At 67.1% G+C, this 14572-nt stretch carries 15 protein-coding genes; 5 read left to right on the top strand and 10 right to left on the bottom strand.

The genetic code is table 11. The features are described from left to right. Positions 1-32: 32 nt before the first annotated feature. From aceK to CAL25_RS01395, 3 genes are all read right to left on the bottom strand, one after another. On the bottom strand, positions 33-1847 hold the full coding sequence (gene aceK, locus CAL25_RS01385) for a bifunctional isocitrate dehydrogenase kinase/phosphatase (RefSeq protein WP_094798150.1): 1815 nt from the start codon (positions 1845-1847) through the stop codon (positions 33-35). A 7-nt stretch (positions 1848-1854) separates the two neighbouring features. Next, positions 1855-3033, bottom strand: a complete 1179-nt coding sequence (locus CAL25_RS01390) for an isovaleryl-CoA dehydrogenase (RefSeq protein WP_094798151.1) — start codon at positions 3031-3033, stop codon at positions 1855-1857. Between the two features lie 191 nt (positions 3034-3224). Beyond that, positions 3225-3605 carry a MerR family transcriptional regulator gene (locus CAL25_RS01395; RefSeq protein WP_094798152.1) on the bottom strand — a complete coding sequence of 127 codons (381 nt, stop codon included), beginning with the start codon at positions 3603-3605 and terminating at the stop codon, positions 3225-3227. 77 nt (positions 3606-3682) lie between these two features. Between CAL25_RS01395 and CAL25_RS01400 the strand changes: the two genes are divergently transcribed. Then, complete coding sequence (locus tag CAL25_RS01400; RefSeq protein ID WP_094798153.1) at positions 3683-4747, top strand: MBL fold metallo-hydrolase; 1065 nt, start codon at positions 3683-3685, stop codon at positions 4745-4747. A 91-nt stretch (positions 4748-4838) separates the two neighbouring features. Here CAL25_RS01400 and CAL25_RS01405 read toward each other — a convergent pair whose 3' ends face one another. Continuing rightward, the gene (locus tag CAL25_RS01405) at positions 4839-5465 is read right to left on the bottom strand and encodes a LysE family translocator (RefSeq protein ID WP_094798154.1); all 627 of its coding nucleotides are present in this window, start codon (positions 5463-5465) and stop codon (positions 4839-4841) included. 118 nt (positions 5466-5583) lie between these two features. On the opposite strand from CAL25_RS01405, the gene CAL25_RS01410 reads away from it, so the two are divergent. Then, on the top strand, positions 5584-6279 hold the full coding sequence (locus CAL25_RS01410; protein ID WP_094798155.1) for a nitroreductase: 696 nt from the start codon (positions 5584-5586) through the stop codon (positions 6277-6279). Between the two features lie 4 nt (positions 6280-6283). Here the strand turns inward: CAL25_RS01410 and CAL25_RS01415 are convergent, their stop codons facing one another. Next, on the bottom strand, positions 6284-6970 hold the full coding sequence (locus CAL25_RS01415; protein WP_094798156.1) for a lipopolysaccharide kinase InaA family protein: 687 nt from the start codon (positions 6968-6970) through the stop codon (positions 6284-6286). Positions 6971-7253: 283 nt separating this feature from the next. Between CAL25_RS01415 and metC the strand changes: the two genes are divergently transcribed. After that, positions 7254-8447 carry a cystathionine beta-lyase gene (gene metC, locus CAL25_RS01420; RefSeq protein ID WP_094798157.1) on the top strand — a complete coding sequence of 398 codons (1194 nt, stop codon included), beginning with the start codon at positions 7254-7256 and terminating at the stop codon, positions 8445-8447. 155 nt (positions 8448-8602) lie between these two features. Here metC and CAL25_RS01425 read toward each other — a convergent pair whose 3' ends face one another. From CAL25_RS01425 to argS, 3 genes are all read right to left on the bottom strand, one after another. After that, positions 8603-9235 (bottom strand): thiol:disulfide interchange protein DsbA/DsbL, encoded by a 633-nt coding sequence (locus tag CAL25_RS01425; protein ID WP_094798158.1) that lies wholly within the window; start codon positions 9233-9235, stop codon positions 8603-8605. Positions 9236-9349: 114 nt separating this feature from the next. Then, positions 9350-10081, bottom strand: coding sequence for an SPOR domain-containing protein (locus tag CAL25_RS01430; RefSeq protein WP_094798159.1), 732 nt, complete (start codon positions 10079-10081; stop codon positions 9350-9352). 7 nt (positions 10082-10088) lie between these two features. Further along, positions 10089-11774, bottom strand: coding sequence for an arginine--tRNA ligase (argS, locus tag CAL25_RS01435; RefSeq protein WP_094798160.1), 1686 nt, complete (start codon positions 11772-11774; stop codon positions 10089-10091). A gap of 268 nt (positions 11775-12042) precedes the next feature. Between argS and CAL25_RS01440 the strand changes: the two genes are divergently transcribed. Together CAL25_RS01440 and CAL25_RS01445 are read left to right on the top strand one after the other, a co-directional pair. After that, entirely contained in the window at positions 12043-12390 is a 348-nt protein-coding gene (locus CAL25_RS01440; protein WP_094798161.1) for a DUF1840 domain-containing protein, read from the top strand. Positions 12391-12502: 112 nt separating this feature from the next. Continuing rightward, the gene (locus tag CAL25_RS01445) at positions 12503-12820 is read left to right on the top strand and encodes a hypothetical protein (protein WP_094798162.1); all 318 of its coding nucleotides are present in this window, start codon (positions 12503-12505) and stop codon (positions 12818-12820) included. Between the two features lie 66 nt (positions 12821-12886). On the opposite strand, the gene CAL25_RS01450 is transcribed toward CAL25_RS01445, so the two are convergent. Both CAL25_RS01450 and CAL25_RS01455 read right to left on the bottom strand, forming a co-directional pair. Then, the gene (locus CAL25_RS01450) at positions 12887-13696 is read right to left on the bottom strand and encodes a carbohydrate ABC transporter permease (RefSeq protein ID WP_094798163.1); all 810 of its coding nucleotides are present in this window, start codon (positions 13694-13696) and stop codon (positions 12887-12889) included. After that, entirely contained in the window at positions 13693-14568 is an 876-nt protein-coding gene (locus CAL25_RS01455) for a carbohydrate ABC transporter permease (protein WP_094798164.1), read from the bottom strand. The genes CAL25_RS01450 and CAL25_RS01455 overlap by 4 nt, the downstream gene beginning before the upstream one ends. Between the last annotated feature and the right edge of the window lie 4 nt (positions 14569-14572).

Consider the following 14572-nt stretch of genomic DNA (forward strand, 5'->3'; position numbering starts at 1 on the left):
TGCTCCATGAAAACGTGGACAGATGATGCGGATCAGGCGGCGTGCGCCGCGACGGACCGCAGACGCCTGTCGGTATCGTAAGGGAAAAAATCGTCGATCCGGCCACGCGCGACACGCGCCTGGCAGGCCTGCCACCAGTCGGGCTGCAACAGCTCGGCATGGTGACGCATGAAGGCGCGCCGCACCCGCGGATCGCCCAGCAAGAAGGACTCGAACTCCTCCGGGAAGACATCGTTGGCGCCGACCGGGTACCAGGCTTCGCCCGACATCTCGGCTTCTTCGTCCGGCGCGGGCGGAATGGCACGAAACTGCATCTCGGTCAGGCGCTGGATTTCATCGTAATCATAGAAAACGACGCGGCCCAGCCGGGTCATGCCGAAGTTCTTGTACAGCATGTCGCCCGGAAAAATATTGGCGCTGGCCAGCTGCCGGATCGCGTCGCCGTAATCGCGCACGGCGCGGTCCACGTGCGTATCGCTGGCATGGCGCAGGTACAGATTGAGTGGCGTCATGCGGCGCTCGATGTAGACGTGCCTGATGATCAGCGTGTCGTCGGTTTCTTCGAGCAGGCTGGGTGCCGCGGCCCGCAGCTCGGCCAGCAGGCGCGGCGCGAAACGCGCGCGCGGCAGCGCCACCTGAGAGTACTCCCAGGTGTCCGCGAGCCGTCCGACGCGGTCGTGCAGCTTCACCATCTGGTATTTGCGCCGCACGGTGGCGGGCGTCATGCCGTCTTTTTCGCTGCGGTCGCGGATCAGCTTGAAGACATAGGGATACGACGGCAAGGTAAACACGCACATCACCATGCCGCGGATGCCCGGCGCGACATCGAAGACATCGTGCGAGTGCGCCAGATGCTGCAGGAAGTCGCGATAGAACAGCGTTTTGCCCTGTTTCTGCAGGCCGATCATGGTGTAGAGCTCGGCGGGTGGCTTGCGCGGCACCAAGCTCGCCAGAAACGCCACCACCGCCGACGGGGTCTCGGTGTCGACCAGAAAATAGGCGCGCGTGAAAGAAAACAGCGCCGAAAGATCGTCCGGCCCGGCGAGCAGCGCGTCGATCTCGGCCTGACCGGCCGCGTTGCGCACCAGCGCCAGCGCGAACGGATACACCATGCCCTGATTCACCAGCCGGCCCACCACGTAGGCGGCCGTGTTGCGAAAGAACAGCGTGGACAGCACCTGGATCTGGCAGTCGGCCGAGAGCCGGTTCGGACCGAGCCGGGGCAGTTGCGCGCGCAACTTGCCTATCGCCGCCCGCGCGAGCTGGCGCACGTCGCGCGGCAGATCGGCGAAAGGCAAGGCCAGCCCGAAGTCGGCCACCAGGCGTGTCAGGCTGGGCCGCAGGCCGTCGGCGAGTGGGTAGTACACGCGCCAGGCCGGCAGCCGGCTGTCGAGATAGTCGGTCGCGACGGCCGGCCGCACGAACAGGAAGGTGTTGTGAAAGTAATCGCGATGCAGCACGCGGCACGACACCGAGTTGTAGAAGGTCTCGGCGCATTCGGGCTGACGGTGGCCCGCCAGCAGCGACACGTATTCCTGCTTCACCGCCTGCCACAACGCGGTGTGCGCGGGTTCGCCGGTGACCGCGGCGCTCGCGGCAAGCGCCTGCTCGAGCTGGCGGGCGCATTCGCGCACCCGCGTGTCGTAGTACTCGATCCGCTCGCGCGAGAGCTGCGCGATGCCGTGCCAGTCACCCGACTCGAACAAGGCCTTGGCCCGCTGCGCGCTGTAGCGGAACAGCGCGTAATGACGATCGAAGCCGTCGAGGATCAGGCGCGCCAGCGCGGCAGGGGCCGGCGGCGCTGGCGCGGCCGGCTCGATGCGCAGGAGGTCGCCCGATGCGCTCATGGCAGACTCAGGCGGTCTCGGCGTAGAGTTCGCGGCCGATCAGCATGCGGCGGATCTCGCTCGTGCCCGCGCCGATTTCATAGAGCTTGGCGTCGCGCCACATGCGGCCCACCGGGTATTCGTTGATGTAGCCATTGCCGCCGAGCAGCTGAATCCCCTCGCCCGCCATCCAGGTGGCCTTCTCGGCGGTGTAGAGGATCAGCGCGGCGCAATCCTTGCGCACCTGGCGCACGTGTTCGCGGCCGAGGCGATCGAGATTCTTGCCCACGGTGTAGGCAAACGCGCGGCTGGCCTGCAGCGCCGTGTACATATCGGCGACCTTGCCCTGCACCAGCTGAAACTCGCCGATGGCCTGGCCGAACTGCTTGCGGTCGTGGACATAGGGCATGACGACGTCCATCACCCCCTGCATGATGCCCAGCGGACCGCCCGACAGCACGGCGCGCTCGTAGTCGAGGCCGCTCATCAGCACCTTGACGCCGCCATTGAGCTGGCCCAGCACGTTCTCTTCGGGCACTTCGCAATCCTGGAACACCAGCTCGCCGGTGTGGCTGCCGCGCATGCCGAGCTTGTCGAGCTTTTGCGCCACCGAGAAACCCGCGAAGCCCTTCTCGACCAGGAAGGCCGTGATGCCGCGCTGATTGGCCTCGGGGTCGGTCTTGGCGTAAACCACCAGGGTGTCGGCGTCCGGACCGTTCGTGATCCACATCTTGCTGCCGTTGAGGACGTAGCGGTCGCCCTTTTTGTCGGCGCGCAGGCGCATGCTCACGACGTCGGAGCCCGCGCCCGGCTCGCTCATCGCGAGCGCGCCCACGTGCTCGCCGGAGATCAGCTTGGGCAGGTAGCGCGCCTTCTGCGCGTCGGTGCCGTTGCGGTAGATCTGGTTCACGCACAGGTTGGAGTGCGCGCCGTACGAGAGCGCGACCGAGGCGCTGGCGCGCGAGATTTCTTCCATGACCACCATGTGGGCGAGGTAGCCCAGACTGGTGCCGCCGTAATCTTCGCTCACGGTCATGCCCAGCACGCCCAGGTCGCCGAACTTGCGCCAGAGATCCATCGGGAACTGGTCGTCGCGATCGATCTGGGCCGCCCGCGGGGCGATCTCGGCATCGGCGAAGGTGCGCACCGCGTCGCGCAGCATGTCCAGGTCTTCACCCAGATCGAAATTCAAACCAGGAATATTCATCGGCGTCTCCGTGATAGTGAACACCCACATTCTTGTGGTGGAGCAGGTCTGCGGCAGACGCGCGACCTCGCTCTCATCATGCGCTGGCGGTGGGCTATGGGGCAATGATGCAGTGCAAATATTACGTTTACGTAAACGTAAAGTTCAGTCGGGTTTTCCCGTAGCTTGGGATCGTGAGCACGGGGCGGGAATCAGCCGCGGCGGGCGAGCAGTGCCTGGCACTGCGCTTCCTGCTGGGCGATTTCCTGGAGGGTTTCGTCGATGTCGCGGCGCTGCTGCTCGAGCGTGGCGCGATGGCTGTCGAGCACGCTCAGGTACTGGCGCAGCTGGGGCTCGGTGGTGCCCGGGCCGTCGTACATGTCGATGAGGCTGCAGATCTCGGAGAGCTGCAGGCCGAGCCGCTTGCCGCGCAAGGCGAGCTTGAGCCGCGTGCGGTCACGCGCACCATACACCCGGTTGCGACCGTCGCGCTGCGGGCTCACGATGCCCTGATCCTCGTAGAAGCGGATCGTGCGGGGCGTGATGTCGAACTCGCGGGCGAGCTCCGAGATGGTCCAGGTTGACGAGGACATGCGGCGTGTGGCAGTTTACGTAAACGTAAATTATGACGGTTCGGCCGACCCGTCAAGCCAGAACACGAGACAGCGCCATGAATCCCAACGAGAGCAAACTGGAGTACCCCTGGGGCGACACGCAGCCCGAGCCGGGCCGCGCGATGGAGGTCGCGCCGGGCGTCAAATGGCTGCGCATGCCGCTGCCCTTCGCCCTGGATCACATCAACCTGTGGCTGATCCGCGATGAGCGCGACGGCCAGGCCGGCTGGACCATCGTCGACTGCGGCATCTCGCGCGACGAGGTCAAGGCGCGCTGGGAAGAGGTGTTCGCCAACGAACTCGAAGGTCTGCCCGTGCTGCGCGTGCTGGTCACCCACATGCACCCCGACCACATCGGCCTGGCCGCCTGGCTGTGCGAGCGCTGGAACGCCGAGCTGTGGATGAGCATGACCGACTACATGGTGGCGTCGCTGTGGTCGTCGCGCCAGGGCGAGAGCGGTGGCGGCCCCGGTGGCCAGTCCGCGGTCGAGCATTTCGCGCGGCATGGGTTGCTGGACCCCGAAGCGCAGGAGCAGATCCGCCAGCGCGCCGGCTATTACCCGGGTCTGGTGCCGTCCGTGCCGCGCCGCTATACCCGCCTGCTGGACGGCGATGTGGTGCGCATCGGCACCCACGGCTGGCGCGCCATCGTGGGCTACGGCCACGCGCCCGAGCATCTGTCGTTCTATTGCGCCGACCTGGGCGTGCTGATCTCCGGCGACATGGTGCTGCCGCGCATTTCCACCAATGTGAGCGTGTTCGACTACGAGCCCGACGCCAATCCCCTGCCCCTGTACCTGCGCTCGCTGGATCACTACGACGGTCTGCCCGATGCGGCGCTGGTGCTGCCTTCGCACGGCCGCCCGTTTCGCGGCCTGCACGAGCGCATCGCGCAGCAACATGCCCACCATGCCGATCGGCTGGCCGAAGTGCTGGAGGCCTGCGCCACGCCGCAGTCCACGAGCGACATCGTGCCGGTGCTGTTCAAGCGCAAGCTCGACCTGCACCAACTCACCTTCGCCATGGGCGAGGCACTGGCGCACCTGCATGCCTTGTATTTCGAGGGCAAGCTCACGCGCCGGACGGATGCCGACGGCATCGTGCGCTTCACGCGGGCGTGATCGGGGCGGTGCCGCCGGCCTGCGCGGCCCGGCCTGCGCGGCCCGGCCTGCGCGGCCCGGCCTGCGCGGCCCGGCCTGCGCGGCCCGGCCTCTAGCGGCTGGCGGTGGCGAGCCGCACCGCCAATCCGATGAACACGATGCCGGCCACGCGGTTCAGCAGGCGCTGCGCCCGCGGTGAGCGTTGCAGCAACTGACCGAACGCGCCGGAAAAGAACGCGATCGCACCGAACACCAGCAGGGTCGCCAGCATGAACACGGCGCCCAGCACCACGATCTGCGCCGCCATCGGTCCCGCGTCGGGACGCGTGAACTGCGGCAGGAAGGCAAAGAAGAACAGCAGCACCTTGGGATTGGTGAGGTTCATGATGATTCCGCGCCGGTACAGCGCGGCGCCATTCAAACGCGGCGCGCGGCCGGTCTCGGTTTCGCCCACGGGCGCGCGCAGCACCTGCCAGGCCAGATAGAGCAGGTAGGCCGCCCCGGCGAGCTTGAGTGCGGTGAAGGCCATCGGCGAGGCCGCGAACACCGCGGCCAGCCCGACCGCCACGGCGGCGGTGTGTCCGAGCAGGCCGGTGCACAAGCCGAGCACCACCCACAATCCCGCCCGCCGGCCCCACAGGGCCGACTGCATGAGGACGAACAGGTTGTCCGGACCCGGCGTCAGCGCCAGCAGGACGGCGATGCCGAAAAACGCGATCAGGAGTTCAAAGGCGGGCATGGTGGGACTCGTCGGACGGCAGGGAGACCGGCTGCGCCATGCGGGCCGGCTGCAGGCATGATACGTTCAAATGATCCCGCCGACCCGCGCGCCGCTGGCGCGCTTTCCAGGAGTCCGTATGAACGATCGCGCGGCCAACCGGCCCGATGCCCTGCTCGAATCCCTGCTCACCCAGCGTCACAGCTGCCGCGCCTTCCGGCCCGAGCCGGTGCCGCGCGAGGTGATCGAGCGGCTGCTCACGCTGGCGCAGCGCACGGCCTCGTGGTGCAACTGCCAGCCCTGGCGCGTCACCATCGCCAGCGGCGCGGCGCGAGACCGGCTGCGCGATGCGCTGCTCGCGCGCGCCACGGCGGGCGGGGAGTTCAATCCGGATTTTCCGTTTCCCGCGCAATACCGCGATGAATATCTGGCGCGTCGCCGCGAATCGGGCTTTCAGCTCTACGGCGCCGTCGGTGTGCCGCGCGGTGACCGCGAGGCCTATCGCCGCCAGGAGCTGCGCAACTTCGCGCTCTTCGATGCCCCGCACGTCGCGGTGATCACCTCGGATGCCGAGCTCGGCGTGTATGGTGCGATCGACTGCGGCGCCTATGTGGCCGACTTTCTGCTCGCCGCGCAGGCCCTGGGCGTGGCCACGGTGCCGCAGGCCTCGCTCGCCATGTATCCCGAATTGTTGCGCGAACAACTCGACCTGCCGGCGACGCACAAGGTGGTGTGCGCCATCTCGTTCGGCTTCGAGGACGAGACGCATCCGGCCAATCAGTACCGCACCCATCGCGCCGAGCTGGGCGAACTCGTCAGCTGGCGCGAGGCCTGAGCCTTCAGCGGCGGTTGAAGTCGCCCGGCAACGGCATGCCCTTGCGCGCGTAGGCGTCGCGGATCAGATCGAATTCCTGCGGGGCGAGACCGCGGCCCAGCAGCGAATTGACGAGCCTGCGCAGGTCGGAGCGCGCGGCGTGCCGGCGCGAGAGGTGGCGGCGGCTGAGTTCCAGATCGAGCAGGGCGACGTGCACCGTATCGGCCTGCGGCCGCACGAACACCTCTTTGGGATAAAGATGGCCGTGCTTGCGCCCCGCCGTGTGCAGCGGCGCGAGCGCCTCCAGCACGTGCGTCAGGATGCGCGCGCGCTCGGACTCGTCCCAGCGCGCACAGGAAAAGCCCTCTTCGAGGCTGATGTAACCCTCGAGCGCGCGCGTGACCAGCACGGCGTGCCAGCCATCGGCCTCGCGACGCATGTCGAAGGCCACGGCGGGGGCGGTGGGCACGCCCAGCCGGGCAAAAGTCTGAAGGTTGTTCCATTCGCGCAGCAGCGTGGGCGCGCCCAGCGGATAGCGCAGCGAGCGGAACGTGAAGTTGCGCTGCCGTTTGACGTAATAGCGCGTGCCGTCTTCGAGCGTGACGCGCTGGACCCCGCTCATGCCGCCGCGGCGCTCGTTCGGGGGCTCGGCCCATTCGCCCTGCACCGTCCACCAGAAATCGATCGGGGGAGTCTCGGGCGAATGCGTCATGGGGGCCTCCTGCGGTGTTGCTGCTTCTTGGAAATCGGCAATGGGGTACGCTTGGGGGCGACCCGCGTGGGGCGACCCGCTTGGGGCTGCCGCATCAGCAAGGCGCCTGCCCGTGGGTAACGCGTAACGGAATCCCGTCAGTGGCCGGATTAATACGGCATATTATGTAATTTTTCTGTAATAAATAGGGCGCCAAGCCGGGATTTTGAGCGAAATTCGGCTCAAATCGGCTCAGAAGTCGCGCTCTTGCGATCAGGTGTCTGTCTCACACCACATAACCGCCATGTCCAACGATACGTCCCACCACATCGATACCCTGCTCCAGCACATGGGCACCGCGCCCTTCGACCCCGCCACGGGCGCGGCGCCGGTCAATCTGCCTTCGATGCGCGCGAGCACGGTGCGCTTCCAGGATCTCAGCGCGCTCGAAAGCACGCAGCGGCGCAAGGCGGAGGGCACCCGTGCCGCGACCTACGGCCGCATGGGCATGGACACGCATGCGGCGCTCGAGCAGGTCTTCTGCGAACTCGAGGGCGGCACCCACTGCTATCTGGCGCCGTCCGGGCTGGCCGGGATCACGATGGCGATGATGGCGCTGCTGTCGGCCGGCGAGCATGCCCTGGTGGCCGATTGCGTGTACGGACCGGTGCACGAGCTCGACGCCGCCGTGCTCGAACGCATGGGCATCCAGACCACCTACTTCCATGCCGGCCAGGATCTGGAGGCGCTGCTGCGCCCCAATACCCGTCTGCTGTATGTCGAGGCGCCGGGCTCGCTGTTGTTCGAGATGCTCGATATGCCGCGTCTGGCGGCGTTCGCGCGCAAGCACAACCTCATCCTGGCCACCGACAACACCTGGGGCTCGGGCTATATCTATCGCCCGCTCACGCTGGGCGCGCAGGTGTCCATCATCGCCGGCACCAAGTATGTGGGCGGCCACTCCGACCTGATGCTGGGCGCCGTCGTCACCAACGACGAAGCGATCGCGAAGCGGCTCAATCGCACGCAATACGCCATGGGCTATTCCGTGAGCGCCGACGACGCCTGGCTGGCGCTGCGCGGCGTGCGCACGATGCCGATCCGCATGACCGAGCATGCGCGTCACGCGCTCGCGGTGTGCGAGTTCCTGGCGGCCCGCCCCGAGGTGGCGCGCATCTATCACCCGGCCTGGCACGCCGACCCCGGGCACGCCCTGTGGCAGCGCGACTGCACCGGCTCCAACGGCATGCTGGCCGTCCAGCTGCGCTTCAATCCGGCCCAGGCGCGCCGTTTCGTCGAGGCGCTCACGCTCTTCGGCATCGGCTTCTCGTGGGGCGGTTTCGAAAGCCTCGTGCAGCTCGTCACCCCCGGCGAACTCGCACGCCATGCCTACTGGACGGGCGGCAACGACGCCCTGGTGCGCCTGCACATCGGCCTCGAATCCCCGGCCGACGTCATCGCGGATCTGGAGCAGGCCCTGGCCCGCGCGGCAGGCTGATCCGGACCAAAAAAAAAGGCGGATGCATTGCTGCATCCGCCCTTTTTCTAATTGTCGGAGCCAAGTAGACCCCTTTTTCCGCCGGGCCGCCCCAAGGAAAAAGCGCCCCCCTGGGGGGCAGCAAGCCGAAGGCGCGGCGTGGGGGCCTTTCCGTTTTATTGCTGGCGTGCCATGGGGATCAGGCGATCGATCTCTTTCAGCGCGCCTTCGTAGCTGTTGCCCGCCAGCACCGGCGAGGTCATGAACTTGCCGCCCACCGAGAACGACGGCGTGCCTTCGATGCGGTAGGCCTGCGCGAGCTGGTTGGCGCGCTCGACCTGGGTCTGCACGCTGAACGAGTCGAAGACGGCGTCGAAGCGGGCGCGATCCACGCCTTGCGAGGCGGCCCATTCACCCATGGCTTTCTTGTCGAACAGGCGCTTGCGCTCGCCGTGGATGGCGGTGAAGACCTTGTCGTTCAGATCCAGGCGGTCGAGCGCGGCCAGCGTGTAATACAGCTGCTGCAGCGGCTTCATGCCGGCGTTGAAGGCGATCGGCACCTGCTTGAGCACGACGTCGGAGGGGGCGGTCTTGGCCCAGTCTTCGACCATGGGCTGCATGGCGGCGCAGTGCGGGCAGGAGTAGGCGAAGAACTCCAGGACCTCGATCTTGCCCGGGGTGTCGGACGGCAGCGGCGGATTGATGGCCACGTATTGCTGCGTGCCCTGCGCCTGGCTCATGGGGGCAAACAGGCTCGCCGCAGCCAGAGCGGTAGCGGCCAGCAGGCGGGAGAACGTATTGGACTGCATCGATCGATTTCCTGAGAAAGAAAGGGGGCGGTACCCGGACAGGGGCCGAACCCGAACGCGGGCTAGACCCGAACAGACCCGCGGACGGGCCGGAAGTTCCATCGCCCGCCGCGGCTACTGGCGCACGACGGCGGACTCGATTTTATTCTCGCCCAGCCGGCTGCGGGCGCGGTTCATCTCGTCGAGCTTGGCGAAGGGGCCCACCCGCACGCGGTTGAGCGCGACGCCATTGACCTCGGCGCGTTGCACGTTCACGGGCAGACCCATCATCAGAATCCGGGCCTTGAGCGCGTCGGCGTCTTCGGCCTTGCGGTAGGCACCGGCCTGCAGGAAGTACGTGCCGGACGATTGCGCGGCGGGTGCGGCGCTCGCCACGGCCGCCGGCTTGGGCGCGGGTTTGGCTGCCGGCTTGTCGGCCTGCGCCTCGCCACCGGAAAGGCCCGAGCCCGTGCCGGGCGCGGCCGGCGCGGCTTGCTCGCGCTGCTGCTGGCTGGGCAAGGTGGCGATCAGCGCGCCCAGGTCGTCGATCGGACCGGCGCGCGGCGTGTCGGGCTTGCCCGGCAGCGGCGTGGGCGCGGTGGCCGTGGGGCCGGTCGGCGCGGTGCCGGCGGGGCCGTCACGGCCATACAGGCCCTGATTGGGATCGGGCGCCGTACGCGGATCCGGAGGCTTGCTGTCGGAGGCGCCGCGCGAGGCGCGGTCGACGAAGGGCATGGGCGCCTTGGTGACGTAGAACGCCACCGCGGCCGCCACGACCAGGCCGATCAACAGACCGGCCAGGACGCCATACAGGGTGCTGCCGCCTTGGTTCGAGCGCTTGCTGCTGGGCTTGCGTTTGGTCGCCATGAATCCCTTACATCCGTTGCGGTGCGCTCAGGCCCAGCAATGCCAGGCCATTGGCCAGCACTTGGCGAGTCGAAGCGGCCAGGCGCAAACGGGCGAGCTTGAGCGACTCGTCGTCGACCAGCACGCGTTCGGCGTTGTACCAGCCATGGAAATCCGCGGCGCAGTCACGCAGCCAGAAGGCGATGTGGTGCGGCGCGAGCTCTTGCGCCGCCAGCCGGATCACCTGCGGGAACTCGGCCAGACGCTGCATCAGGGCGAACTCCGACGGGGCGGTCAGCAGGCTGATGTCGGCGGCCGCGATCGCGTCGTCGGCCATGCCGGCGTTGGCGATCATGGAGCAGATGCGCGCGTGGGCGTACTGGATGTAGTACACCGGGTTCTCGTCGCTCTTGGACAGCGCCAGATCGATATCGAACACGAATTCGGTATCGGCGCGGCGCTGGATCAGGAAGTAGCGCACGGCGTCGCGCCCGACCCAGTCGATCAGGTCGCGCATGGTCACGTAGCTGCCGGCGCGCTTGGAGATCTTGACCTCTTCGCCGCCGCGCATCACCTTGACCATCTTGTGCAGCACGTAGGCCGGGAATTCTTTCGGAATGCCCTCTTCGAGGCCTTGCAGCCCGGCGCGCACGCGCGCCACGGTGCCGTGGTGGTCGCTGCCCTGGATGTTCACGGCCTGGTGGAAGCCGCGCTCCCACTTGGCCTTGTGATACGCCACGTCGGGCACGAAATAGGTATAGCCGCCCTCGCTCTTGCGCATCACGCGGTCTTTGTCGTCACCGGTGCCGAGCTCGGTCGTGCGCAGCCACAGCGCGCCGTCCTGTTCGTAGGTATGGCCTTTGGAGACCAGCGTCTGCACGGTCTGCTCGACGCGTCCCGACGTGTACAGCGAGCTCTCGAGGAAGTAGTTGTCGAACTTCAGGCCGAAGGCCTGCAGGTCGAGATCCTGTTCGCGGCGCAGATACGCCACCGCGAAGTGGCGGATATCGTCGAGGCTGTCGACATTGCCGGTGGCCTGCACGGGCTCGCCGTCGGACGCCTGGACCGACTTGCCGGCCTTGAAGTCGTTGGCGATATCGAGGATGTAATCGCCCTTGTAGCCGTCGGCCGGCCATTCGGGGCTGTCGGTGCCCAGTCCGCGGGCACGCGCCTGGACGCTGATGGCCAGATTGTCGATCTGATTGCCCGCGTCGTTGTAGTAGAACTCGCGCGTGACGTCCCAGCCGGTGGCGTCGTACAGACGGCAGATGGCATCGCCGAGCGCGGCCTGGCGCGCATGGCCGACGTGCAGCGGGCCGGTCGGGTTGGCCGACACGAACTCGACCAGCACTTTTTCGGTGGTGCGCGGGGCGCGGCCGAACTCGGCGCCTTGCGTGTCGACGGCCTGGATCACGGCCTGGCGCGCGGCCGGCGTGATGCGCAGGTTGATGAAGCCGGGGCCGGCGATCTCGGCGCTCTCGACCAGCGCGCGGGCGGCCGGGTCGGCGGCCAGCGCATCGACGATCGCCTGCGCGAGTTCGCGCGGATTGCGTTTGGCGGGCTTGGCCAGCTGCATGGCCACGTTGGTGGCGACATCGCCATGGGCGGCCACTTTGGGGCGCTCGAGCTGGATCGTGGGCGTCGCGTCGGGCAGGCTCTGCGCAACGGCGGCCTGGATCAGGGAAATCAGTTGTTTCTGTTGCTCGAGGAGCATGTGCTGTCGGTCGTAAAAGGCGGCGGGCGGGACGGCGGCTCAGGGCCGGGGGCCGGGGCGCCAGGCAGGCCGCGGGGCCGTGTCTGGCGGGCGCCGGATCGGGTCCGGCGCGCACGGGCGCCGGGGGCATGGCCGAGGGTCCCGGAGATGGCTAGATCATAGCGTGAAATGGCTGGTTTCCCCTGCAACATGCTCGCAAACCGGCTTGGTTGGCAGGCTCGGCGCCTTGGGGTAGTGTATGTAATCACCCCCGACTGGAGACTATAAGATGCTGATCACCTTCCACTCCAAAGCCGCTCCTGAAGTGTTGATGCGTACCGAGGATGCCCTGCCCCTGCTGCAGGCCGCCGGCAAAGAATTCACCGATGCCATCCCCGAACGCGGCGTGTTCACGCCCGAGCAGCTGCGCGTCGCGGTGGCGGGCCTCGAGGCCGCCGCGCGTATCGACGGCAAGGCGGGCCGCCCCGACGACGACAACGATCCCGACAAGGATCCCGTGCACCCGATCGAGCGCCCGGTGGGCTTCTCGCAGCGCGCGTTTCCGTTGCTCGACATGATGAAGCAGTCGCTCCAGGCCGATACCGACCTCACCTGGGAAGTCAGCCGCGGCTGGTAACACCGGGCCAATGTCGCAGGCCTGACAGTCGGCGGCGCCGGTTTGCGGCATACTGCCGCGCCGGCCTCGCGCCGACGTCATCCGTCTTGACCGCCCGTTCCAGGAGAGCCCCATGCGCAGCGACGTCACCGTGATCTTCGATCCCCGTCACAAGCTCGACTTCAGCGTCGACGTCACGACCTCGCCGCAGGCCGCCGACGCGGCGCGCGACTGGTTCGACAGTGCCTGGGAAATGCTCGGCTGCGAGCCGCTGCGTCCGAGCGGCAAGGTGCTGCTGCTCGACAAGATCATGGGCGTGGCCGATGCGCTCGGCTACGACACCCTCTCGAGCGACACCAAAGAGAGCCGCGAGTTTGCCGAGCAGGCCGCGCTCGCGCTGGGCCGGCCGCGCATCACGGTCGATCTGCCCGGCCTCACCGTCGGCTATTGATCGCGCGATCGAATCGAAGTCGTGCCCAGACCGGCGCCGCGGCGCCGGTCTTTTCGTGTCCGCGCGTCAGCGTATGCCGGCGCGCATGAACGACTGCACGAACTGACGCTGGAACAGCAGAAAGGCCACCAGCAACGGCGCCGCCGACAGCAGCGTGGCCGCCGTGATCACCGACCAGTCGATGCCCTGGTCGGTCGACGAGAACACCTGCAGGCCGACCGTGAGCGGGCGCGACTCGACCGAGTTGGTGATGATGAGGGGCCACAGGAAGTTGTTCCAGTGGTGGCTCACCGACACCAGGCCATACGCGACGTAGATCGGCTTTGCCAGCGGCACGTATACCTTCATCAGGATCTGGAACGGGCTGGCGCCCTCCACCCGCGCCGCCTCTTCGAGCTCGCGCGGCACGGTCTTGAATGTCTGGCGCAGCAGGAAGATGCCGAACGCCGACGCAAAGTACGGCAGGCCCACCGCGAAGACGGTATCGCGGATCCCCAGCATGCTCATCGTGCGGTAGTTCTCGACGAGCAGCACGTCGGGCATGATCATCAGTTGCAGCAGCACCAGCATGAACACGAAATCGCGACCGCGGAACTCGAAGCGGGCAAAGGCGTAGCCGGCCAGCGTGGAAAGCACCAGCTGCGCGGCCAGCACCATCGTCACGAGCATGAAGGTGTTCAGGAAATAGCGCGGAAACGGCGCGGCATTCCAGGCACGCGCGAAGTTATCGAGCGTGAGCGGCGAAAACAGATCGAAGCGCGTGGCATAGGCCGGCGGATGGAATGCCGCCCATACCGCATAGGCCAGGGGCAGGATCCACAACAGGCCCAGAATCCAGGCGCCCAGGGTGTCGAGCAGTTCGGATTTGGTGTTCATTGGTAGTGCGTCCTGCGGTCGAGCCAGCGGAACTTGATCAGCGCCGTCACCGCGAGCAGGACCAGCAACACCACGGTCAGCGTGGCGGCATAGGCCGTGTCCCAGAAGCTGAAGCCCACCTGGTAGATGTAATAGAGCAGCAGCGTGCTGGCATTGTCGGGGCCGCCGCGGGTCATCACGACCACGTGGTCCACCAGACGGAAGGCATTGATCAACGCGTTGACCAGTACGAACAGCGTGGTCGGCATCAGGAGCGGCCACAACACACGCCGGAAATACTGCCAGCGTGAGGCCCCCTCCAGCATGGCCGCCTCGCGCAGCGACGGCGAGATCGTCTGCAGCGCGGCCAGGTAGAAGATCATGAAGAAGCCCGCTTCTTTCCAGACCGTGACGACCATCAGCGCGGGCAGCGCCGTGTCGCGGCTGCCCAGCCAGTTCGGGCCCTGCATGCCGAAGGTCTGCATCACCTGCGCGATCAAACCGTATTGCGGCGTGTAGAAAAACAGCCAGATATTGGCCACGGCCACCATCGGCAGCACAGTGGGCGTGAAGTACGCCATGCGCAGAAATCCGCGACCCGCCAGCTTGCGGTTCACCCACAAGGCCATCGCCAGCGCGATGCCGATCGAGGTCGGGATGGTGCCCAGCGCGAACCAGAGGTTGTTCCAGAGCGATTGCCAGAACACCGGGTCATCGCGCATGACGGCGTAGTTCTCCAGCCCCACGAACACCGCCGGGCGTTTGCCCTTGGGTGTCGTGAAGAAGCTGTGCCAGAAGGTGGCGATGGCCGGGTAGTGCGTAAAGGCGGCGAGCAGCACGACGGCTGGCAGCAGAAGCAGCCAGCCATAGACCGCCTGGCGTGTGCGATTCATCGTG

It is taken from the genome of Bordetella genomosp. 5 (genome assembly GCF_002261315.1).
Classification (GTDB): Bacteria; Pseudomonadota; Gammaproteobacteria; order Burkholderiales; family Burkholderiaceae_B; genus Bordetella.